The following is a 21166-nucleotide window of genomic DNA, read 5'->3' on the forward strand; positions in this document are numbered from 1 at the left end:
AGACAGAATGCCATGAAACAGAACTTTTTTGCAGTCGACCTGGGCGCAACGAGCGGCCGTACAATCTTGGGAACGTTCATTGAAGGCGGATTGAAGCTGGAAGAAATCAACCGTTTTCCTAACCACCTGATTGAAGTCGGTGGACATTTCTATTGGGATATTTATGCTTTGTATCGTCATATCATTGACGGGCTGAAACTGGTGGCCCGGCGCGGCGAATCCATCACCTCTATCGGTATCGACACATGGGGAGTGGATTTTGTTTGTATCGGAAAAGACGGCAACCTGCTTCGTCAGCCTTATGCGTACCGCGACCCGCATACGGCGGGAGCGCCGGAAGCCTTTTTCTCCCGCATCTCGCGTAGCGAAGTCTATGGTAAGACGGGTATTCAGGTCATGAATTTCAATTCACTTTTCCAGTTGGACACCTTACGCCGCAATCATGACAGTGCGCTGGCTGCGGCAGACAAGATTCTGTTTATGCCGGATACATTGAGCTATATGCTCACCGGCGAAATGGTGACGGAATATACGATTGCTTCGACGGCCCAGTTAGTGAACGCCCAAACCCGCCGTCTCGAACCGGAGCTGTTGCAGGCAGTCGGCTTGAGCGAGAAGAACTTCGGCCGTTTTGTCTTTCCCGGCGAAAAGGTGGGGGTATTGACCGAAGAGGTGCAGAAGATAACCGGACTGGGAGCCATCCCCGTGATTGCCATAGCCGGACACGATACGGGCTCTGCCGTAGCTGCCGTTCCGGCGCTGGACCGCAACTTTGCTTATCTGAGTAGCGGAACATGGTCGCTGATGGGTGTTGAGGCGGATGCTCCGGTAATCAATGCGGAGACGGAAGCGCTGAACTTTACCAACGAAGGCGGTGTGGAAGGAACCATCCGCCTGCTGAAGAACATCTGCGGAATGTGGCTGCTGGAACGCTGTCGTTTGAACTGGGGAGATACAAGTTATCCCGAACTTATCAGCGAAGCGGAGGCGTGCGAACCGTTCCGCAGCCTGATTAATCCCGATGACGACTGTTTTGCGAATCCTGCGGATATGGAAAAAGCCATCGCAGCATATTGCCATGCTACCGAGCAGCCTGTGCCCGAACAGCGTGGACAAGTGGTACGTTGCATCTTTGAGAGCTTGGCTTTGCGTTATCGTCAGGTATTGGAGAACTTGCGTTCGCTTTCTCCCCGCCCGGTCGAGACATTGCACGTGATTGGCGGCGGCAGCCGCAACGACCTGCTGAACCAGTTTACCGCCAATGCCATTGGTATTCCGGTAGTTGCGGGGCCGTCCGAAGCTACGGCTATCGGCAATGTGATGATTCAGGCAATGGCGGCGGGAGAGGCGACCGACGTGGCAGGTATGCGTCGGTTGATAAACCGTTCCATCCCGTTGAAAACCTATCATCCCCAGGATGCGGAAGCGTGGGAGGCGGCGTATATCCATTTTAAAAACTGTATCCGGTAGCCGACCGGTACATCATCGGCAAAATAATCATTTTTAAACAATAGAATATCATGAAGAAAGAAGAACTGATTCAGAAAGCGTATGAGATTGCTGTGGAACGTTATGCAGCAGTAGGTGTAGACACCGAGCAAGTATTGAAAACCATGCAGGATTTTCACCTGTCGCTCCACTGCTGGCAGGCTGACGACGTGGCAGGATTCGAAGTGCAGGCAGGCTCGCTCACAGGTGGTATCCAGGCTACCGGCAACTATCCCGGCAAAGCCCGAAACATTGACGAACTGCGCGCCGACATCTTGAAAGCCGCTTCTTATATCCCCGGTACTCACCGCCTGAATCTGCATGAGATTTACGGAGATTTCCAGGGCAAGGTGGTAGACCGCGACCAGGTAGAGCCCGGACATTTCAAAAGCTGGATGGAATGGGGTAAGGAGCATAACATGAAACTTGACTTCAATTCCACCTCTTTCTCACATCCGAAATCGGGCGACTTGTCACTTTCCAATCCGGACGAGGGCATCCGCCAATTCTGGATTGAACATACCAAACGTTGCCGTGCCGTTGCAGAAGCGATGGGCGAGGCACAGGGAGACCCGTGTATCATGAATCTTTGGGTACATGACGGAAGCAAGGATATTACGGTAAACCGCATGAAATATCGTGCATTGCTGAAAGATTCTCTGGACCAGATCTTCGCCACCGAATATAAGAATATGAAAGACTGCATCGAATCCAAAGTATTCGGTATCGGTCTCGAAAGTTATACGGTAGGTTCCAATGACTTCTACATCGGTTATGGCGCTTCGCACAACAAGATGATTACGTTGGACACCGGTCACTTCCACCCGACGGAAAGCGTGGCCGACAAAGTATCCTCCTTGTTACTTTATGTTCCCGAACTGATGTTGCACGTAAGCCGTCCGGTTCGTTGGGACTCCGACCACGTTACCATCATGGACGACCCGACGATGGAACTGTTCAGCGAAATTGTACGTTGCGGCGCATTAGACCGCGTGCATTACGGTCTTGACTATTTCGATGCTTCTATCAACCGTATCGGTGCGTATGTAATCGGTAGCCGTGCCGCACAGAAGTGCATGACCCGTGCCCTCCTCGAACCGATTGCCAGACTGCGTGAGTACGAAGCCAACGGACAGGGATTCCAACGCCTGGCTCTGCTCGAAGAAGAAAAAGCACTTCCGTGGAATGCTGTGTGGGATATGTTCTGTTTGCGGAACAATGTTCCGGTAGGCGAAGATTTCATTGCGGAAATCGAAAAGTACGAAGCCGAAGTAACTTCTAAACGATAAGTGTTTATGGATATTTTAATCGGCTTGTTGATTATAGCCATCGGTAGCTTTTGCCAGTCCAGTTCCTATGTACCTATTAATAAGGTAAAGGAATGGAGCTGGGAAAGCTTCTGGTTGGTGCAAGGTGTGTTCGCCTGGTTGGTATTCCCGCTATTGGGTGCATTGCTGGGTGTTCCTCAAGGAGGCAGTTTGCTCGGCTTGTGGGGAGCGGGAGGTGCCGCAATGAGTATCTTTTATGGTATATTGTGGGGAGTGGGCGGACTGACGTTCGGGCTTTCCATGCGTTATTTGGGTGTAGCGTTGGGGCAGAGTATCTCATTGGGTACTTGTGCCGGTTTCGGAACACTGCTTCCGGCTCTTTTTGCCGGAACAAACCTGTTTGAAGGTAACGGACTGGTTCTTCTGCTCGGCGTTTGTATCACTTTGGCGGGTATTGCCATCATCGGCTACGCCGGTAGCTTGCGTGCACAAAATATGAGCGAAGAGGAGAAATGTGCTGCTGTGAAAGATTTTGCTCTGACAAAAGGACTGTTGGTAGCATTGTTGGCAGGTGTGATGAGCGCTTGCTTCGCTTTGGGGCTGGATGCAGGGACACCCATCAAAGAAGCTGCTTTGGCAGGTGACGTTGAAGGGCTTTACGCAGGCCTTCCTGTCATCTTTTTGGTTACGCTTGGCGGATTTTTCACGAATGCAGTGTATTGTCTGCAACAGAATGTAGTGAATAAGTCGATGGGCGACTATGCCAAAGGAAAAGTATGGGGCAACAACCTGCTGTTCTGCGCTTTGGCCGGCGTGCTTTGGTATATGCAGTTCTTCGGGCTGGAAATGGGCAAGAGTTTCCTTACGGGAAGCCCCGTATTGCTGGCCTTCTCCTGGTGTATACTGATGGCACTGAATGTAACCTTCAGCAACGTTTGGGGAATTCTTCTCAAAGAATGGAAAGGAGTATCCCCTAAAACAATCACCGTGTTGATTTGCGGATTGGTAGTACTGATATTCTCACTGATATTCCCGAATTTATTTTAATATTCCACCAAAAGACATAACGAAATGAAATCAATTTTAGAAAACCGTCCGGCACTTGCCAAAGAAGTGAACAAGGTAGCGGAAGTTGCTGGATATTTGTGGCAGAAAGGTTGGGCTGAACGTAACGGTGGCAATATCACCGTCAATATCACGGAATTTGTCGACGATGAAATCCGTCGGATGCCGCCGATTAGCGAAGTAAAGCCTATCGGCCTCACATTGCCTTATCTGAAAGGTTGTTACTTCTACTGCAAAGGAACCAACAAACGTATGCGTGATTTAGCCCGTTGGCCGATGGAGAACGGTTCGGTAATCCGTATTCTGGACGATTGTGCCAGCTACGTCATTATTGCCGACGAAGCAGTGGCGCCGACATCGGAATTGCCTTCTCACTTGAGCGTACACAATGACTTGTTGCGTAAGAACTCTCCCTATAAAGCATCTGTACATACTCATCCGATAGAGTTGGTTGCCATGACGCATTGCCCGAAATTCTTGGAAAAAGACGTAGCTACCAATCTTCTGTGGAGCATGATTCCCGAAACAAAAGCGTTTTGCCCGCGTGGCTTGGGCATCATTCCTTATAAGTTGCCCAGCTCGGTGGAACTGGCGGAAGCTACCATCAGAGAATTGCAGGACTATGACGTGGTGATGTGGGAGAAGCACGGTGTGTTCGCAGTAGACTGTGACGCCATGCAGGCCTTCGACCAGATTGATGTGCTGAACAAATCCGCTTTAATCTATATCGCAGCCAAGAATATGGGCTTTGAACCCGATGGCATGAGCCGGGAACAGATGAAAGAAATGACAGTTGCTTTCAATCTTCCTAAATAATCGCCGTCGTAAATCGCATGATAAATTTTCACCACAGATTGCACCGATTTTAGATTCAATATTTAAATCTAAAATCGGTGTAATCTGTGTCGTTTTTTATAAATAATTCCTACTTTTATCCATCCCAATTGCATGAAAACACATTGATATGACTGAGGATAATCGCTTAGAAGTTGAATTTAAATATCTGATTGTAAACGACATGGACTGTAAGTTCGGTTTGTGGGTTAATACAGTCGGTTATCAGTCTATTCTGCCCGATTCTCCTTATCCATTGAAAGAGCATCCTTCCGGTTACTTCTTTAATGCGGAAAAGGGGCGGGTACTTCGCGAATACCAATTAGTTTATATTACGAAGGGACGCGGCTTATTCTCATCCGAATCGACTTCCGAAAAATAAGTATGTAAAGGCAGGCTCATGGTGTTGTTTCCCGGTCAGTGGCATACATACCATCCGTTGCGTCAGACAGGATGGACGGAATATTATATTGGATTTGAAGGCCCGGCAATAGACGCAATCGTGAACAACTCTTTTTTATCTCCTGAGCAACAGATATTGGAGGTCGGTATCAACGAAGAACTGGTTTCATTATTCTCCCGTGCTCTTGCTGTAGCTGAAGCAGACAAGATTTCGGCACAGCAATATCTCTCCGGCCTGGTGCTCCACATGATTGGCCTGATTCTTTCTGTCTCTAAAAACAAGATTTTTGAGATGAGCGATGTAGACCAGAAGATAGAGCAGGCAAAGATTATAATGAACGAGAATGTTTCCGACAATATAGACCCGGAAGAACTGGCAATGCGTCTCAATATCAGCTACTCATGGTTTCGTCGTGTCTTTAAAGAGTATACAGGTTATGCTCCCGGCAAATATTTCCAGGAATTGAAACTTCGTAAGGCCAAGCAAATGCTGGTTGGTACTTCTCAATCGGTCAAGGAGATTTCTTTCTTGGTTTTCAGTCTACTGAATATTTCTTCTCTTTCTTTAAAAAGCGTACAGGATTTACTCCTTTAGAATATCGTTCGTTCGGGCGGGAGGAGTGAATTTCTAAATGTTCTTGCTACAAACTTTTCAATTTAAGACTGTTATTTATTAAGTATTTATAAAATACTTAATAAAGTATACGTAGCTATATCTCTGCTTTTACTCTATTTCATCTGTGGAACCGGTAAAATCTAAAAAATAGCCCCTATGTTATTGCTTGTTAATGTATAATAACTATATTTGTAGCGTAAAACCTAAAAAAATAATACAGATGAAAAAAAAGTATTTAGTATATCGTTTGTTAATGTGTTGAATACCTTCGAAAAATCTGTTTGCATCTTTTTGAAATAACGTCTGTAGATATAACTCCCGTTATTTATTAAAACTATTTTAAATTTAATTTATTATTGAATGAAAACAAATCTGAATCGCAAAGGTTTCTGTTTGCTTTTTAGCTTGTTGCTATTAGCAGGTGGAGGCAGCTTGTATGCGTCTGACTCTCATTTCGTCAGTCAGGTGCAAGACAATGTAATCAGTGTTTCCGGTACAGTGAAAGATACCAAAGGAGAACCGCTGATTGGTGTAAGTGTTTTGGCGAAGGGTACTACTAATGGTACTGTAACTGACCTGGACGGAAAATTTACATTGAAAGTTTCTGTCGGTGATGTTCTTGAGTTTTCTTATATCGGTTATTCTAACCAGTCAGTAACCGTAGCAAATGCTGCTCCCTTGAACGTTGTGCTTGGTGAAGATACAGAAGTATTGGAAGAAGTAGTTGTAACTGCTTTGGGTATCAAACGTTCGGAAAAGGCGTTGAGTTACAATGTGCAGAAAGTTGGTGGTGAATCGCTGACTGCCGTGAAAGATGCCAACTTTATGAACGGTCTGAATGGTAAGGTGGCAGGTGTGAACATACAACGCAGTTCTTCGGGAGTAGGTGGAGGAACACGTGTAGTTATGCGTGGTAACAAATCGATTGCAGGCGATAATAACGTATTGTATGTGATTGACGGTGTGCCTATCGGTAACCAGGCCGACCGTGCCGGCGACGGAACCGGTTTCGGCGGTAAAACATCGGGCGAAGGTATTGCCAATTTCAATCCGGACGATATTGAGAGCCTGTCTGTGCTGACAGGACCGTCGGCTGCTGCTTTGTATGGTGCGAGTGCTGCTAATGGTGTGATTTTGATTAATACTAAAAAAGGTGCGGCAGGTGCTTTAAGAGTGAATGTTTCTTCCTCTGTGGAGTTTTCCAATCCTTTTGTTACTCCTGCGTTCCAAGACATTTACGGAAGTGTAGATGGAGCATCGACTTCCTGGGGCGACAGACTGGAACAACCTTCAGGATACAATCCGATCGATTTCTTCCAGACCGGTGCTACTTACAACAACTCTTTCAATCTGTCTGTGGGAAATGATAAGACCCAGACTTACCTGTCCGGTTCGGCTGTCAATTCGGATGGTATGGTGGTGAACAACAAATACCATCGTTACAATGTGACATTGAGAAATACATCCAAATTCCTGAACGACAAGTTGACTTTGGATGTATCGGCCAATTATGTCCGCGAATTTTATAACAATATGGTAGCTTATGGTACCTATTTCAATCCGATTGTAGGTGCTTATCTCTATCCGCGTGGAATGAACTTTGCACAGGAAAAATATTTTGAACGTTTCGATGAAACGGATGGTTACAGCAAGCAGCATTGGGCTTGCGGTGACTTGGGTATGGATATTCAGAATCCTTACTGGATAGCTTATCGTAATATCCGTCCTGAGACTAAAGACCGTTATATGTTGTTCGGTAGTCTGAAATATGATATTTGCGATTTCTTGAATGTGAGCGGTCGTGTACGTATTGATAATACTTACACAGAAAAGGAAGACAAGCGTTATGCTTCTACCAGCAGTACGTTTGCAGGCCCGAACGGACGCTATAACTATTTCAACGAAAGCTACAAGCAGAAGTATGCGGATGTTATGGTCAACTTCGATAAAGCGTTTGCGACTCATTATCGTGCTACAGTCAATGCCGGTGTGTCGTTTGAGGAATACGATACGAAAGGGCATGGATATGGTGGCGACTTGCTGCTGGTTCCCAACAAATTTACGTATGCCAATGTAGACCCGGGAAAGGCTTCTCCGAGCCAGACGGGAGGTGACAGCCGTACAAGAAACTTTGCAGCCTTTGCATCGGCTGAGTTCGCTTGGAAATCAATGTTGTATCTCACTTTGACTGGACGTATGGACAAGCCTTCGCAGTTGGTCAACACGAAGAGAGAGTGGGTTGCTTATCCTTCAGTGGGTGTATCTGCTCTTATCACAGAGATGTTGGACGAAAATCTGCGTAACAGCATACAGCCTGTATTGGGATATTTGAAGGTACGTGCCTCTTTTACGGAAGTCGGTTCGCCTATTTCATTTACGGGATTGACTCCGGGTACTATTACACACGAAATGGCAGGTGGTACTTACAAGCCGTATGAATATTATCCGTTGCCGGACTTCAAGGCCGAAAGAACTCGTTCTTACGAATTGGGTATCGACTCTAGATGGTTGAACAATACCATCACGTTGGGAGTGACATTCTATCATTCAAATACTTACAATCAGTTGTTGAAGGCTGATATGCCGAAGGGTTCCGGTTATAACTATATGTTTGTGCAGGCAGGTAATGTACAGAACAGAGGTGTTGAAATCACTTTGGGCTATGACCAGACTTTCGGTAAGTTCAACTACAACACTACTTTCACGGCTACTACTAACAAAAACAAGATTAAAGAGCTGCCTTCCAGCGTAAAAGACCCTATGGGCAACATACATGATTTGAGCGATATCAAGGTTGGACGCTTCCGTTTGCGTGAAGGCGGTGAGATTGGTGATATCTATGCCGACGAGTGGATTGCCCGCGATGCCGACGGTTATATCAACTACACGCCGGGACAGCCTTTGCTTACTGAGGTGACTACTCCTTATAAATTAGGTTCGGTCAATCCGAAATGGAATTTGGGCTGGAACAATGGTTTCTCTTATAAAGGATTCAACCTCAATTTCTTGTTCAATGCCCGTATAGGTGGTAATGTCATTTCCAAGACTCAGGCGGTTCTCGATCGTTCGGGTGTATCAAAGGCGTCTGCTTTGGCCCGTGAAGCGGGTGGGGTGAAACTTGGTAATGTGACAATCGATCCGAAAGCATATTATGAAACTGTTTCTAATTTGGATGCTTATTACGTTTATTCCGCCACAAACGTTCGTTTGCAGGAAGCTCGTTTGGGATATACTTTTCCCGACAAATGGTTTAAGAGCGTCTTGAAGGGCTTGAATGTATCTGTCTATGGAACCAATTTGTGGATGATTTACAACAAAGCGCCTTTCGACCCTGAACTGACTGCTTCTACAGGTACATTCGGACAAGGATACGACTATTTTATGCTTCCAAGTCAGCGCACTTTCGGAGTTAGCCTGAAGTTTGGATTTTAATCAATGAGTAATTAAAAAGAATTTTAGATGTTATGAAAATAAAAAATTGCATACTTATAATTGCATCCCTTCTTGCTGTGTCGGCTTGTGACTACGACGATGTCAATACATCTACTACCGGTGTGTCTGACGATGAATTGAAGCAGAAGGGACTGATATACGGTGCACCGTTTATGGCGATGCAGCAAAGGGTGATTCCTATCGGTTCGCCCAGTTTGACCACTGGTCCTGGTAATGATTTGCAGAATACGGATTTGATTTCGTCAGGAAGTTATATCGGCTATTTTGGAAACAACAACAACTGGGCAAACAATCCTTTGGAAGCTACCTGGTATTTCACTGAAAACAGGATGGTCTATGCTTATAAGAATTTCTATTCTACTTTCTTCCAGTCGTGGATTGACATCCATAATCTGGTGAAAGATTCGGATCTACCTTCCGACCAGGCAATTGGTGCTCTTTCTGATATTGTGAAAGTGATAGCATGGAGCCGTGCGACCGATGTTTTCGGTCCGATAGCTTACACCAGAGCGGGACAGGGTGAAATCTCTCCCAAGTTCGATGCTCAGGAAGATGTATATAAAGCGATGTTGGCTGATTTGGCTGCTGCGGTAGAGGTGTTGAACCGTGCTCCTGCTCAGATTCTTCCTTCATACGATTTGATATACGGAGGAAATACTGCACAATGGATTAAGTTGGCAAATTCCGTCATGCTCCGTCTGGCTGTGCGAACACACTTCAAAAATGAAGCATTGGCGAGAGAATATATCGAGAAAGCGCTCAATCCTGACAATGGCGGTGTGATGGAAGCAGTATCGGACGCAGCTAAAATAGCGGACGGCCCTCTGATGCCGTTGAAGAACTCCATGATGGCCTCTGTGGAGGAATATGGAGAAACTCGTATGGGGGCTACAATCTGGGCTTATCTGAAAGGATATGGCGATGGACGTATTTCCAAAATGTTTACTGAAGTAGGAAGTGGAACTTGGTATGACCCGAAGGAATATAGGTTCTTACCGCCTACAAACAACCAGCCTAAAGATGCCTCTTTTGCAGATGATATGTCTAAGCCTATTGTAACCGATGCAACTCCTTTATATTGGATGCGTGCTTCAGAAGTCTATTTCCTGCGTGCGGAAGCTGTACTTTATGGATTGGCTTCGGGAGATGTGCAGAGTTTATATGAGACTGGAGTAAGGACTTCTTTTGAGGAGCATGGTGTTACAGGTGTTGACTCTTATTTGGCAAAGACAACATTGCCGTTGGATATCAATATGGAAGATTGTCTATTTAATGAAGATTACGCCAGTGCAATGCAACCGGGTAATACCTCTCCTAAATGGGATGATTACAAGACATCTAATCGGCAAGAAGAACAGTTGCAGAAAATCATGACGCAAAAATATCTCGCTCTTTATCCGAATGCGGTAGAAGCCTGGACAGAGTATCGCCGAACAGGTTATCCTTACGTAGCAAAACCTGCCGACACTCAAGCTTATAGCCGCATTGGTGCTGCGGAGGATGCAAGAGTTCCGGAACGTTTCCGGTTTGCTCCGTCAGAGTATCAGACCAATCCGAATATGGCAGAGATACCTGCCTTATTGGGTGGTCCCGATCAGGGAGCGACTACCTTGTGGTGGGTACGGGACAATCGTCCGAAACAACCGGCTAATTGATTGTTGAATTAAAAAAATATACATATGAAATTAAAAAACATTTTATACATATGTCTTGCCGCATCGCTTTCATTGGTAGCCTGCTCGGACTGGACAGAAGAAGAAAGAGTAACTTATGAGAATCAGGAGGGGTTGGAACGTCTGATTCCTCTGATTGAAGCGCAAGGAGAAGAAGACTTGACTCCGACCCAGCGCGAATATTATGCAAAACTGCGCGAATACCGCAAGACTCCTCATGTGAAAGGGTTCGGATGGTTCGGTAACTGGACCGGAAAGGGAACCAACGCGCAGAATTATTTGAAAATGTTGCCCGACAGTGTCGATTTTGTTTCTTTATGGGGTACCCGTGGAAACTTGTCGGACGAACAGAAAGCCGATTTGAAGTTCTTCCAGGAAGTGAAGGGCGGAAAGGCCTTATTGTGCTGGATTATAGATAATTTGGGTGTGGGTATTACGCCTGAGGGAGTGGAAGACAGACGTGAATATTGGTTGCAGAAAGGTGGAGGCGATGAAACAAAAGCCATTGAAGCCTATGCCAATGCACTTTGTGATACAATAGATAAATACAACCTCGATGGCTTTGATATTGACTATGAACCGGGATACGGACATAGCGGTGACTTGGCAAATAGGCAAACAATTGCCGAAAACAGCGGTAATACGAATATGTGGACGCTTATTAAAACAATGAGCGACCGTCTGCGTCCTCAGGGTAAGATGCTGGTGATGGACGGCGAACCGTATCTTTTGTCTGCGGAGGCTTCCGAGATGATCGACCATTATATTTACCAGGCTTATTGGGAGACTTCCACAAGGGGAGTATTGTTGAAACTGAATAAGGGAGAACATTTGAAAGACTGGGAGCGTAGATCGATTATTACGGTAGAGTTTGAACAGAACTGGCGTACCGGAGGCGTTAAGAACTACACCAGTTCCGTCCATCCGGAGTTTTCCAAGACAGACGGAGGACAGATTTTTGATTATGCTACTCTCGACCTGCCCAGTGGAAAACGTATCGGAGGTATAGGCTCTTATCATATGGAATATGATTTCAAGAACGAGCCTCCTTATAAATGGTTGCGCACTGCTTTGTATTTCGGTAATGTCGTATATCCGGGTGAATATCAATAATAAATTAGTTTTTAGATATGAAGAAATTAATATTTAGTTTGGCAAGTATATGTTTTTTGACTGCTTGTCAGAATGAACTTTATAAAAATCCGCTTGAGGATTTTCAAAGTGAACAAGGGGCATTTATCGATTCGAAGAGTACGGTTCAGGTATTCGTGGAAGAGGGTACGGAATTGCCGGTCAAAGATGTGAAGATAGCTTTGGTAAAGCCCACTGGGGCTGCTGTCAAAGTATCTGTAATTGCGGGCGACAAAGGGCAGCTCGACCGTTTCAATAGTAAAAATAAAACAGATTACACTTTACTTCCGGCTGAGATGTATGCTGTAAGCAAAGAGGTAGAATTTGCATCAATGTCTACTTCGCAGGCATTGGACGTGACGTTGAAGAACGTAAAATTTGAATCGGGAGTGAGCTATGCTTTGCCGATTAAGATTGCCAATGGCGATGTTGCCGGTATCGACGGTGAGAAAGAAACACTGATTGTTTTGGAACAGCGTATCAGAACCAAGTGTCTGATGATAGAAGGCAACGGTGCCGAAGATGCTAATATGTGGCCGGAAGGTCTCTCTGTTCCGCAATGGACGTATGAGGTAATGGTCAATCGTGCGGCTTACAAACAGAATAACATGGCTATCGGCGGAACCAAGCAGGTGACAGGTTCTACACCGTTGGACGAAATCTATACCCGTTTCGGTGACGTGACCATCGAACCGAACCAGTTGCAGATTAAGACCGGTGCATCACAAATTGATGTAGACAAAGAAAAGTTTGCCGCTCAACCCAATACCTGGTATATGATTGCGTTTGTGTACGATGGCAAAAAGACCTATGTTTATGTCAACGGTAATCTGGTAGCCGAACAGGAAATTCGTAGCGGCGAATATAAACTGGCAGGCTTCTGGATTGGAGGAAAGAATGACTACGTTCGCGAATACCGTTTTTGGAGAACAGCCCGTACGCCCAAGCAGTTGAGTGATTACGCATGGAAGATGGTTGACCCGACCGACGATGACTTGGTTGTTTACTATCCGTGTAATGGTAAGAAGCGCAATGCTGACGGAACGATTGTTGAAGACGAAACCATGATTTGGGACTGGAGTAAGGGAGCACATCACCTTGCTATGCCTAACAAGGCTTATTTCGACGACAACGGCGGTAATATGTTTATCTTCCCTGAAGCAAAATAAGAAATGAACCCGACAGAAAGTAATCCGTTATTTTCTGTATCTTAATAATGTGGCATGGGGGTGCGTCAAAACTCACTGTGGTGAAAACCGGTTCTGACACATCCCTGTGCTTTTTTACTATATGTCCACAATTTAATTGCATGATAATGATGATGGATAAGGAGAGTTTTGACCAAAGAGATTTCTTTTCGCGGTTGGTCAAAGCCAACTATTCCAGGATAAAGCAGTTTGCTTACGGCTTGCTGAGAACCGAGTTGGATGCGGAAGACGTTGCTCAGGAAGTTTTTACCCGACTTTGGGAAAGGCGTCACATATGGGTGGACAATGAAAGAGAGATTGATTCCTATCTTTTGATTATGACGCGAAACATCGCAATCAACCGCTACAAGCATGAACTGGTGAGACAGGAGTACGAAGAGCGTTTTACGCTGGAAGCTCCCTCATTTCTGGTGGAAGAGGATTTTCTGGAGAGATATTACTGCCGGGAAATGCTTCGGGATGTATATTCCGTACTCGCTGCGCTTCCCGAGCGCAGGAGAAGAGCGTTTGAACTTAGCCGTTTTGACGACAAAAGCCATAAGGAGATAGCCGATATCATGAACGTATCCGTCCGTACGATAGAGCGGCAAATCTATTTGACGTTGGTGGAACTGAGAAGGATTTTGGGGAATTCACATTTTTCCTAAGCTGTTTATAACGCCGGCAGCTATTCCGTTAATACATTTATTATAAATAAATTAACCTGTTGATAACTTTGTTGGTATCCTTGTTGATAATTGCAGCGAAGGGTGTTGATAACACTATCGGAGAGTAAATTGCCATAAAAAAGAAGAACCGCATTTCTGCGATTCTTCCTCTCTTAGTTGCGGAGATCCGACTCGAACGAATGACCTTTGGGTTATGAGCCCAACGAGCTACCAACTGCTCCACTCCGCGATGTTTAACGAGTGCAAAGGTACGGCTTTATTCGGAATATGCAAACTATTTGCCGAATATTTTTCATAAAAAATGCATCCTTTTCCTTATCTCTTTGAAAATGAGTACTGTTTTGTGTGCCTGTTTTCCCTACTCCGTTCATGTACAAATGTTAATATTCTCTTCGTTTTCTTGTATGGTCTGAAGAAAAGAATTACTTTTGCTCAAAATATTCAGCAATGTGCAATTTGTAACCTATGACCGTATCCAAGACCAAAGCCCAATTAGTAGATGTTGCCCGTCAGCTTTTTGCAAAGATGGGGGTAGAGAATACGACAATGAACGACATCGCCCTTGCTTCCAAGAAAGGCAGAAGAACATTATATACCTATTTTAAAAGCAAGGAAGAAATCTATTTGGCTGTGGTGGAATCGGAACTGGACATTCTGTCGGATATCATGAAGCGGGTGTCGGAAAAGAATATTTCGCCCGACGCAAAGTTACTCGAACTGATATACACCCGGCTGGATGCGGTGAAAGAGGCGGTCTACCGGAACGGAACGCTGCGTGCCAACTTCTTCCGCGACATATGGCGCGTGGAGAAAGTGCGCAAGAAATTCGATGCAAAGGAGATACAGCTTTTCAAGGCGGTTCTGCTGGAAGGACAGGCAAAGGGAGTTTTCCACATCGACGACGTAGAGATGACTGCCGACCTGGTACATTATTGCGTCAAGGGAATCGAAGTCCCTTATATCCGCGGCCATATCGGTGCACACCTGGATGAAGAAACAAGAAACAGATATGTGTCCAACATTGTGTTTGGCGCACTGCATAGAACAGAAACTTAATTAAATAACTTTTAGTATGGGATTATTAGACGGAAAAACAGCCATTGTGACCGGTGCTGCCCGCGGTATCGGTAAGGCTATCGCCCTGAAGTTTGCAGCCGAAGGCGCAAACATCGCATTCACTGACCTTGTCATTGACGAAAATGCAGAAAATACAACCAAAGAACTCGAAGCAATGGGTGTGAAAGCCAAAGGCTATGCGTCCAACGCTGCCAACTTTGAAGATACGGCAAAGGTCGTAGAGGAAATCCACAAAGACTTCGGACGCATCGATATCCTGGTAAACAACGCAGGTATCACACGCGACGGTCTGATGATGCGTATGAGCGAACAGCAGTGGGACATGGTAATCAACGTGAACCTGAAGTCTGCATTCAACTTCATCCACGCTTGCACACCTATCATGATGCGTCAGAAAGCAGGTAGCATTATCAACATGGCGTCTGTAGTAGGTGTTCACGGTAATGCGGGACAAGCTAACTACGCCGCTTCCAAAGCCGGTATGATTGCATTGGCGAAGTCTATCGCTCAGGAACTCGGCTCTCGTGGCATCCGCGCCAACGCCATCGCTCCGGGATTCATCATGACAGACATGACAGCCGCTCTTTCGGACGAAGTAAGAGCCGAATGGGCAAAGAAAATTCCTTTGCGCCGTGGCGGTACTCCCGAAGATGTAGCAAACATCGCTACCTTCCTCGCTTCCGATATGTCTTCTTACGTGTCGGGACAGGTGATTCAGGTAGATGGTGGTATGAATATGTAATCGAACAGCATGACTGTCGTATACGAAGACAACCATATCATTGTAGTCAACAAGACCGCTTCCGAGATTGTCCAGGCAGACAAGACGGGCGATACGCCGCTTTCGGAGACTGTGAAACAGTATTTGAAGGAGAAGTACCAGAAGCCCGGCAATGTTTTCCTCGGTGTGACACACCGGTTGGACCGCCCCGTAAGCGGTCTTGTCATATTCGCCAAAACGAGCAAGGCACTTACCCGGCTGAATGAAATGTTCCGCACCGGCGGGATGAAAAAGACCTATTGGGCAGTGGTGAAGAACGCCCCTAAGCAGCCCGAAGGCGAACTGGTGCATTTTCTTGTGCGCAATGAAAAGCAGAACAAGAGCTATGCATACGATAAGGAAGTGCCCAACAGCAAGAAGGCGATATTGGACTACCGCCTGATAGGACATTCGGAGAATTATCATTTGCTCGAAGTGGACTTGAAGACCGGACGCCACCATCAGATACGTTGCCAACTGGCAAAGATGGGCTGCCCCATCAAGGGCGACTTGAAATATGGTTCTCCGCGCTCCAATCCCGATGGAAGCATTTGCCTGCACGCCCGAAGGGTACGGTTTGTACATCCCGTCTCGAAAGAGCCGATAGCGCTCGAAGCGCCCCTTCCCGACGGAAACTTATGGAAAGGATTTGAACTGTTTTAATCAGTCAAATCCTTTTTTCTTTTCTTCTCCTCTCATGCAACAGAAGTGCCGTACGCTTTGAAACGAGAGTTTCCATTGCTTGAAACTTTAGTTTCATTGGGATGAAACTCTTGTTCCAACCCTGATGGAACTTTAGTTTCTTCCCGATGAAACCGAAGTTTCAACCAAACGCCCCGGCAGTATTACCGGATGCTGTTGAGCAACTCTACCTTTCCTTCGTTGACAAGTTTCAGTATTAACTCCCCGAACAGCGTATTCTGCCATGCAAACCATGCGCGGGTGAATTTCTGCGGGTCGTTCTTGTGGAAAGATTCGTGCATGAAGCCCGTTCCGGCATCCGTGTCCATCAGCATTTTGATGCAGGCTTTGATTTCCTCGTCGTCTTGGCTGGTGAATGCTTTCATCATGATGCTCATCGGCCAAATCATGTCATAGCCGATGTGCGGTCCGCCGATACCTTCGCCGGCAGTGCCCTTGAAGAAGTAAGGGTTGTCTTCGCTCCAAACAAAACGGCGGGTATTCTGATAAATCGGGTCGTTCACTTTCACGTCTCCCAAATAAGGCAGGGCGATAAGGCTCGGCACGTTGGCGTCGTCCATTAATAGCTGGTTGCCGAAGCCGTCTACCTCGAAAGCATAGATTTTGCCATATTTCGGATGGTTGTGGACGGCATATTTCTTCAACGCTTTCTCCACTTCGTCTGCAAGCACGCTACATTGTTTTGCCATATCCGGCTTCTTGTTGACGGTTTTCAGGATTTCGGCAGCTTTGCGGAGAGAGGTGACGGCGAAGAAGTTGGACGGGACAAGGAACTGGAAAGTGGTGGCATCGTCCGAGGGGCGGAAGGCGGAGGCAATCAGTCCGACAGGCTTCACCGGATTCCCCCAGCCGTCGTTGGTCATTGTGTCGAGCGCACGCTCCGTTTTGCGCTGGAAGCGGTAAGGGCCTTTGGCGTCGTCCTTGCGTTGCTGTTCCCTGAAGGTTTGGAGGATGTTGGCGATGGCGGCGAGCCATTCGTCGGAAAAGATGCTGGCGTCTCCCGTTGTCTTCCAGTAATGGTAGGCAAGGCGGATGGGGTAGCAGAGCGAGTCGATTTCCCATTTACGCTCGTGCAGTTCGGGTTTCATGGCGGTGAGGTCGCTCATCCATTCGCCTCCTTCGGCGTTTTTGTTGAAAGCGTTGGCGTACGGGTCGATGTTGATGCACTTGAACTGGCGGCTGATAACTCCGGCAAGCATCTTCTTCAGTTCCGGGTCTTTGTTGGCAAGCTGCACGTAAGGCCATACCTGTGCGCCCGAATCGCGCAGCCACATGGCATGGATGTCGCCGGTGTAGACAAACGTGTCGTCCGTGCCGTTGAAGTGGACGGTTGTGTCCAGTGTGTTGGGGAAGCAGTTTTCAAACATCCACGCCAGGCGGGCGTTGGTGAGCAGTTGCTTGATGTGGGCAATCTGCTGCTCTACGGCTTGCGAAACGAAGAGACGCTTTGACGCTTCCGGGCGGTTGGTGCGGTAGTTGTTCACTTGGGTGTTGTCTTGCAGTACGATGATGTCGTTGTGCTGCATGGCCTGTAGGTTGGCAGCGCCAAGAAGCGTTGCCGACAGGCAGAAGGCTTTGGTAATATTCATATTGATAGTTTTTTAGTTTTCATCGTGGGATTCCGTGATGCAAGATTTATGGCTGTTCCAGCTCCACCTTTACAGGGAAATGGTCGGAGGGAGTGCGCGCCTGGCAAGGCTGTTCTGTATTGCTGCGGTAGGTATCCGTCAGCACGCCATACCTTTTCACGCGGAAAGAGGGGGAGACGAATACATGGTCGATGCGGCTATCCGTAAAACCGTTGGTGTCGTAATCGTTGAACGTGCCGTTGAGCGCATAGCGGAAGTCGCACTTCTCGTAAGAGTCGCACAATACCCCTTTGCTGACGAGGGCGTCATACGACGGGTGCGTCTGGTCGACGTTGAAGTCGCCCGTGAGGATGGCGGGAAGCTCTTTCCCTCTGCCCAACTCTTTCATTTTCTCCTGCACGAGAAAAGCACTTTCCACACGTGCCTGCTTGCCTACGTGGTCCATGTGCAGGTTGAAGAAGAGAAATTCAAATCCGGTATCTTTGCATTTGAAGTGTCCTCAACTGCAAATGCGCGGCAGCACGGCATCCCATCCCTTGCTTGGCACGTCGGGAGTTTCCGACAGCCAGAAGTTGCCTTTTTCTATCACGTCGAACTTGTCGGTACGGTAGAAGATGGCAGCGTATTCGCCTTTTTCCTTACCGTCGTCGCGTCCTACGCCGATGTAGTCGTAGCCGGGGAGTTCTTTTTTCAAATCGTTCAGTTGGTGGATAAAGCACTCTTGAGTGCCTACGATATCGAAGTCGTGGTATTGAATCAGTTGTGCAATCACCGGACAGCGTTGCCCCCAACCGTTCCCACGGATGGAGTCGTGGCTGTTTGCCTGTCTTATGTTGTAGGAAGCAACGGTGAGGGAAGTGGGTTGGTGACTGCTCCGGCAACTGCCCAGGCACATCGCCGTGAGGGCAATAAATACAAGTTGTTTTAGTTTCATGTCTTTGATAGTTTGCTTGATAAATAGTTTATTGCCTTCAAAAGTACGATATTTTTTATTCACACGGAGGGGAAAAATGAAAAAAAGCCATCCCCGGAATAGACGAAATTTTGGGATGGCTTCTTGTATAGTGTGCTTACTATGCTTCGGCATACTATGTTCGGTTTATCAATCGGTAAAGGTTATTCCTTGACAGGCTCCGCCGGTTTGTCTTTGGATGCGGTGTCTTTCACCACCGTATCGTTGACCATAGCAGCGGGTGCAACGAGTTCCACCTTTTCGGGCTTGTCTTTCTGGGTCACAGTGTCTTTCACCACTGTGTCGTTGACCACTGTTGCATTGACTTCTGTCCGGGCTGTCTCAGCTTTCACAGAATTCTGAGCCCTGACAAGGAATGAACCACCACAAACAAACATAAACATTGCTACTACTAATACTAATTTTTTCATAATCGTTTGCTTTACATTAGACTTATATTTTCAATTCTCTCATTTTAAGTTAAGGAATCGGTAACTGTTGTATTAACATTCACACTTACATAAAGTTCAAAGTGCGTGCCAGAAAGAGAGAAAAAATAGTAAGTAGTTGCTATACAGTGCGATGGTGTCTGCTCAGTGTACAAACCGTGTGTGGCGGATAATGGGGAATGTGTGGAAAGTGTGTTGTTCGGGTGGGGAATAATTCTACACCCGAACGACACGCTGTTTCTTTCTTTTCAGGAGTTAATTACTTTCGTCGGGCCACGGACAGGGTTTGCCTGTTGCTTTGACAACGGGACGCTGTGCATCCGTTTTTCTCAGATAGCTGCCCAATTCTTTGGATAACTTTCTGACGATGTCCGGATGTTGCGTGCTGAGGTCTTTGCTTTCACCAATGTCGTCGGCTATGTTGAACAACTCTTTTTTCCCGCTTCCATAATAATAAATCAGTTTCCAGTCGCCGTTGCGTACGGCACAGTTGAAGTTGATACCCGGCCCGTCGTTTCCCCAGTTGTTGGGCATATTCCAGAAAAGGCTTCTGTTTTCGGACGGGTTGCCTGTTTGTTTCAGAAGAGGCAGGAAGCTGACACCGTCTATTGGCTGAACGGTTTTATACTTCTTGATTCCCGCCATTTCGAGGATGCTGGGGTAGAAGTCTTCAATCAGCAAGTAACTGTCGCATCGACTGCCCGGTGCCACCACTCCCGGCCAACTGACAATCATCGGTTCGCGGATACCGCCTTCATAAAGAGAACCTTTGCCACTGGTTAAAGGATAATTCTGCGTGTGCAGTTTGCCGTCGCGCCAATAAGGTGAAGAGGCAAGTCCGCCGTTGTCGCTCATAAAGATGATGACGGTGTTGTCGGCTTCTCCGTTTTTCTCCAGCCAGTCCATCAGGTCGCCCAGGCTCTTGTCCATACCTTCGATAAGTGTGGCGTAGGCCGCTTCGTGGTCGGTCAGGCCTTTTTTCTTGTACTTCTCATAGAAACGCATATCTTTATTCAAGGGAATATGGACGGCATACTGCGACATATAGAGAAAGAAAGGTTGGTTGTATTTTGGGGCTTTGTCCAGCGCTTTCAGGGCTTCAAGGGTCAATGCTTCGGTCACGAAGGTTTCCGTTCCCCAGTATTTCTCCAGTCCGGGCACTGCCATGAGTGATATGGGTTTGCCGTCTTTGGTGTGTCCGTAGTTCTCTTCTCCCAAATAGCTGGCAAGCCCGCCGGCGGCGTGTCCGGCAATATTGACTTCAAATCCCCAGTGGAGCGGGCTCTCTCCCGGGGTGTCGATGGCGCCGAAGTGGGCCTTTCCGCAGTGGATGGTGTGATAGCCGTGCGCTTTCAGAATTTGCACGAAGGAAGTTCCGACATACGTGTTGGCGGTGCCGGGCACTTGGCTTACACCGTTATAATTCCAGTCGGGTACGGCAAGTAGCGAGTCTTCACGGTCGGTCATCGTGTTTTTTTGCAATGTCCAGTTGGTGACCCGGTGGCGTGCGGCGTTTGTTCCGGTGATGAGGCTGCATCGGGTGGGAGAGCTGATGCTGTTGGCATATGCTTGGGTAAACATCATTCCCTGCCGGGCGAGCCGTTCCATGTTGGGCGTTTCGTATCGTTCGTTGTAGTGTGTTTTCTGTTTCCAGAAAGGAAGCGAGGTGTCTTGCCACCCCATGTCGTCCACCATAAACAGGATGATGTTGGGACGTTTCGTTTCGTCCTTTGCCGGTGTACGGTCCTTTGCTTGCAGTGGGAAGGCAGCAAGCGGTACAAGTGCGAGGGAGTATAATGCTTTTTTATCCATAATGTTTTGTGACGTATTT

14 protein-coding genes, 1 tRNA gene and 3 pseudogenes are annotated in these 21166 nt (G+C 47.0%); 13 read left to right on the forward strand and 5 right to left on the reverse strand.

Translation table 11 applies throughout. The features are described 5' to 3' along the window. Positions 1–12: 12 nt before the first annotated feature. The 10 genes and pseudogenes from rhaB (at position 13) to QZ331_RS05095 (ending at position 13785) form a co-directional block, all read left to right on the forward strand. Positions 13–1470, forward strand: coding sequence for a rhamnulokinase (gene rhaB, locus QZ331_RS05050; protein WP_294628606.1), 1458 nt, complete (start codon positions 13–15; stop codon positions 1468–1470). A gap of 50 nt (positions 1471–1520) precedes the next feature. Continuing rightward, positions 1521–2777, forward strand: a complete 1257-nt coding sequence (locus tag QZ331_RS05055; protein ID WP_294628607.1) for an L-rhamnose isomerase — start codon at positions 1521–1523, stop codon at positions 2775–2777. Between the two features lie 6 nt (positions 2778–2783). Further along, complete coding sequence (rhaT, locus tag QZ331_RS05060) at positions 2784–3803, forward strand: L-rhamnose/proton symporter RhaT (RefSeq protein WP_294628609.1); 1020 nt, start codon at positions 2784–2786, stop codon at positions 3801–3803. A gap of 24 nt (positions 3804–3827) precedes the next feature. After that, positions 3828–4637 carry a rhamnulose-1-phosphate aldolase gene (gene rhaD / locus QZ331_RS05065; RefSeq protein WP_294628610.1) on the forward strand — a complete coding sequence of 270 codons (810 nt, stop codon included), beginning with the start codon at positions 3828–3830 and terminating at the stop codon, positions 4635–4637. 148 nt (positions 4638–4785) lie between these two features. After that, a pseudogene (locus QZ331_RS05070) lies at positions 4786–5681 on the forward strand (AraC family transcriptional regulator). Between the two features lie 352 nt (positions 5682–6033). Further along, positions 6034–9105, forward strand: a complete 3072-nt coding sequence (locus QZ331_RS05075; protein WP_294628612.1) for a SusC/RagA family TonB-linked outer membrane protein — start codon at positions 6034–6036, stop codon at positions 9103–9105. A 32-nt stretch (positions 9106–9137) separates the two neighbouring features. Continuing rightward, the gene (locus QZ331_RS05080; protein ID WP_294628614.1) at positions 9138–10781 is read left to right on the forward strand and encodes a SusD/RagB family nutrient-binding outer membrane lipoprotein; all 1644 of its coding nucleotides are present in this window, start codon (positions 9138–9140) and stop codon (positions 10779–10781) included. A 24-nt stretch (positions 10782–10805) separates the two neighbouring features. Further along, entirely contained in the window at positions 10806–11912 is a 1107-nt protein-coding gene (locus QZ331_RS05085) for an endo-beta-N-acetylglucosaminidase family protein (protein ID WP_294628616.1), read from the forward strand. 17 nt (positions 11913–11929) lie between these two features. Further along, a complete protein-coding gene (locus tag QZ331_RS05090; RefSeq protein WP_294628618.1) occupies positions 11930–13099 on the forward strand; it encodes a DUF1735 domain-containing protein in 1170 nt (389 codons plus the stop codon). A gap of 146 nt (positions 13100–13245) precedes the next feature. Next, positions 13246–13785: an RNA polymerase sigma-70 factor gene (locus QZ331_RS05095; RefSeq protein WP_294628619.1), complete on the forward strand. Its 540-nt coding sequence runs from the start codon at positions 13246–13248 to the stop codon at positions 13783–13785. 177 nt (positions 13786–13962) lie between these two features. Here the strand turns inward: QZ331_RS05095 and QZ331_RS05100 are convergent. Next, positions 13963–14035, reverse strand: a tRNA-Met gene (locus QZ331_RS05100). A gap of 236 nt (positions 14036–14271) precedes the next feature. Between QZ331_RS05100 and QZ331_RS05105 the strand changes: the two genes are divergently transcribed. From QZ331_RS05105 to QZ331_RS05115, 3 genes are read left to right on the forward strand one after another with little or no spacing between them, the layout of a single operon-like run. Further along, on the forward strand, positions 14272–14862 hold the full coding sequence (locus QZ331_RS05105) for a TetR/AcrR family transcriptional regulator (protein ID WP_294628620.1): 591 nt from the start codon (positions 14272–14274) through the stop codon (positions 14860–14862). A gap of 16 nt (positions 14863–14878) precedes the next feature. Further along, entirely contained in the window at positions 14879–15625 is a 747-nt protein-coding gene (gene fabG / locus QZ331_RS05110; protein WP_294628622.1) for a 3-oxoacyl-[acyl-carrier-protein] reductase, read from the forward strand. A gap of 9 nt (positions 15626–15634) precedes the next feature. Then, on the forward strand, positions 15635–16306 hold the full coding sequence (locus QZ331_RS05115) for an RNA pseudouridine synthase (protein WP_294628624.1): 672 nt from the start codon (positions 15635–15637) through the stop codon (positions 16304–16306). Positions 16307–16488: 182 nt separating this feature from the next. On the opposite strand, the pseudogene QZ331_RS05120 reads toward QZ331_RS05115, so the two are convergent. The 4 genes and pseudogenes from QZ331_RS05120 to QZ331_RS05135 all read right to left on the reverse strand — a co-directional run. After that, positions 16489–17817: pseudogene (locus QZ331_RS05120) on the reverse strand (glycoside hydrolase family 125 protein); the annotation flags it as partial. Between the two features lie 163 nt (positions 17818–17980). Continuing rightward, positions 17981–18868 (reverse strand): annotated as a pseudogene (locus tag QZ331_RS05125) (endonuclease/exonuclease/phosphatase family protein). Between the two features lie 182 nt (positions 18869–19050). Next, a complete protein-coding gene (locus QZ331_RS05130; protein ID WP_294628625.1) occupies positions 19051–19317 on the reverse strand; it encodes a hypothetical protein in 267 nt (88 codons plus the stop codon). A 273-nt stretch (positions 19318–19590) separates the two neighbouring features. Next, positions 19591–21147: a sulfatase gene (locus tag QZ331_RS05135; protein WP_294628627.1), complete on the reverse strand. Its 1557-nt coding sequence runs from the start codon at positions 21145–21147 to the stop codon at positions 19591–19593. Positions 21148–21166: the final 19 nt, after the last annotated feature.

The sequence above is a fragment of the uncultured Bacteroides sp. genome (assembly GCF_910586915.1).
GTDB lineage: Bacteria > Bacteroidota > Bacteroidia > Bacteroidales > Bacteroidaceae > Bacteroides.

Bases quoted from the DNA above. Each gene is read 5' to 3' on its own strand.
- fabG (WP_294628622.1), top strand. From the start codon at position 14,879: ATGGGATTATTAGACGGAAAAACAGCCATTGTGACCGGTGCTGCCCGC.
- QZ331_RS05115 (WP_294628624.1), top strand. From the start codon at position 15,635: ATGACTGTCGTATACGAAGACAACCATATCATTGTAGTCAACAAGACC.
- rhaB (WP_294628606.1), top strand. From the start codon at position 13: ATGAAACAGAACTTTTTTGCAGTCGACCTGGGCGCAACGAGCGGCCGT.
- rhaT (WP_294628609.1), top strand. From the start codon at position 2,784: ATGGATATTTTAATCGGCTTGTTGATTATAGCCATCGGTAGCTTTTGC.
- QZ331_RS05055 (WP_294628607.1), top strand. From the start codon at position 1,521: ATGAAGAAAGAAGAACTGATTCAGAAAGCGTATGAGATTGCTGTGGAA.
- QZ331_RS05135 (WP_294628627.1), bottom strand. From the start codon at position 21,147: ATGGATAAAAAAGCATTATACTCCCTCGCACTTGTACCGCTTGCTGCC.
- QZ331_RS05080 (WP_294628614.1), top strand. From the start codon at position 9,138: ATGAAAATAAAAAATTGCATACTTATAATTGCATCCCTTCTTGCTGTG.
- QZ331_RS05090 (WP_294628618.1), top strand. From the start codon at position 11,930: ATGAAGAAATTAATATTTAGTTTGGCAAGTATATGTTTTTTGACTGCT.
- QZ331_RS05075 (WP_294628612.1), top strand. From the start codon at position 6,034: ATGAAAACAAATCTGAATCGCAAAGGTTTCTGTTTGCTTTTTAGCTTG.
- QZ331_RS05130 (WP_294628625.1), bottom strand. From the start codon at position 19,317: ATGAAAAAATTAGTATTAGTAGTAGCAATGTTTATGTTTGTTTGTGGT.
- QZ331_RS05095 (WP_294628619.1), top strand. From the start codon at position 13,246: ATGATGATGGATAAGGAGAGTTTTGACCAAAGAGATTTCTTTTCGCGG.
- rhaD (WP_294628610.1), top strand. From the start codon at position 3,828: ATGAAATCAATTTTAGAAAACCGTCCGGCACTTGCCAAAGAAGTGAAC.
- QZ331_RS05105 (WP_294628620.1), top strand. From the start codon at position 14,272: ATGACCGTATCCAAGACCAAAGCCCAATTAGTAGATGTTGCCCGTCAG.
- QZ331_RS05085 (WP_294628616.1), top strand. From the start codon at position 10,806: ATGAAATTAAAAAACATTTTATACATATGTCTTGCCGCATCGCTTTCA.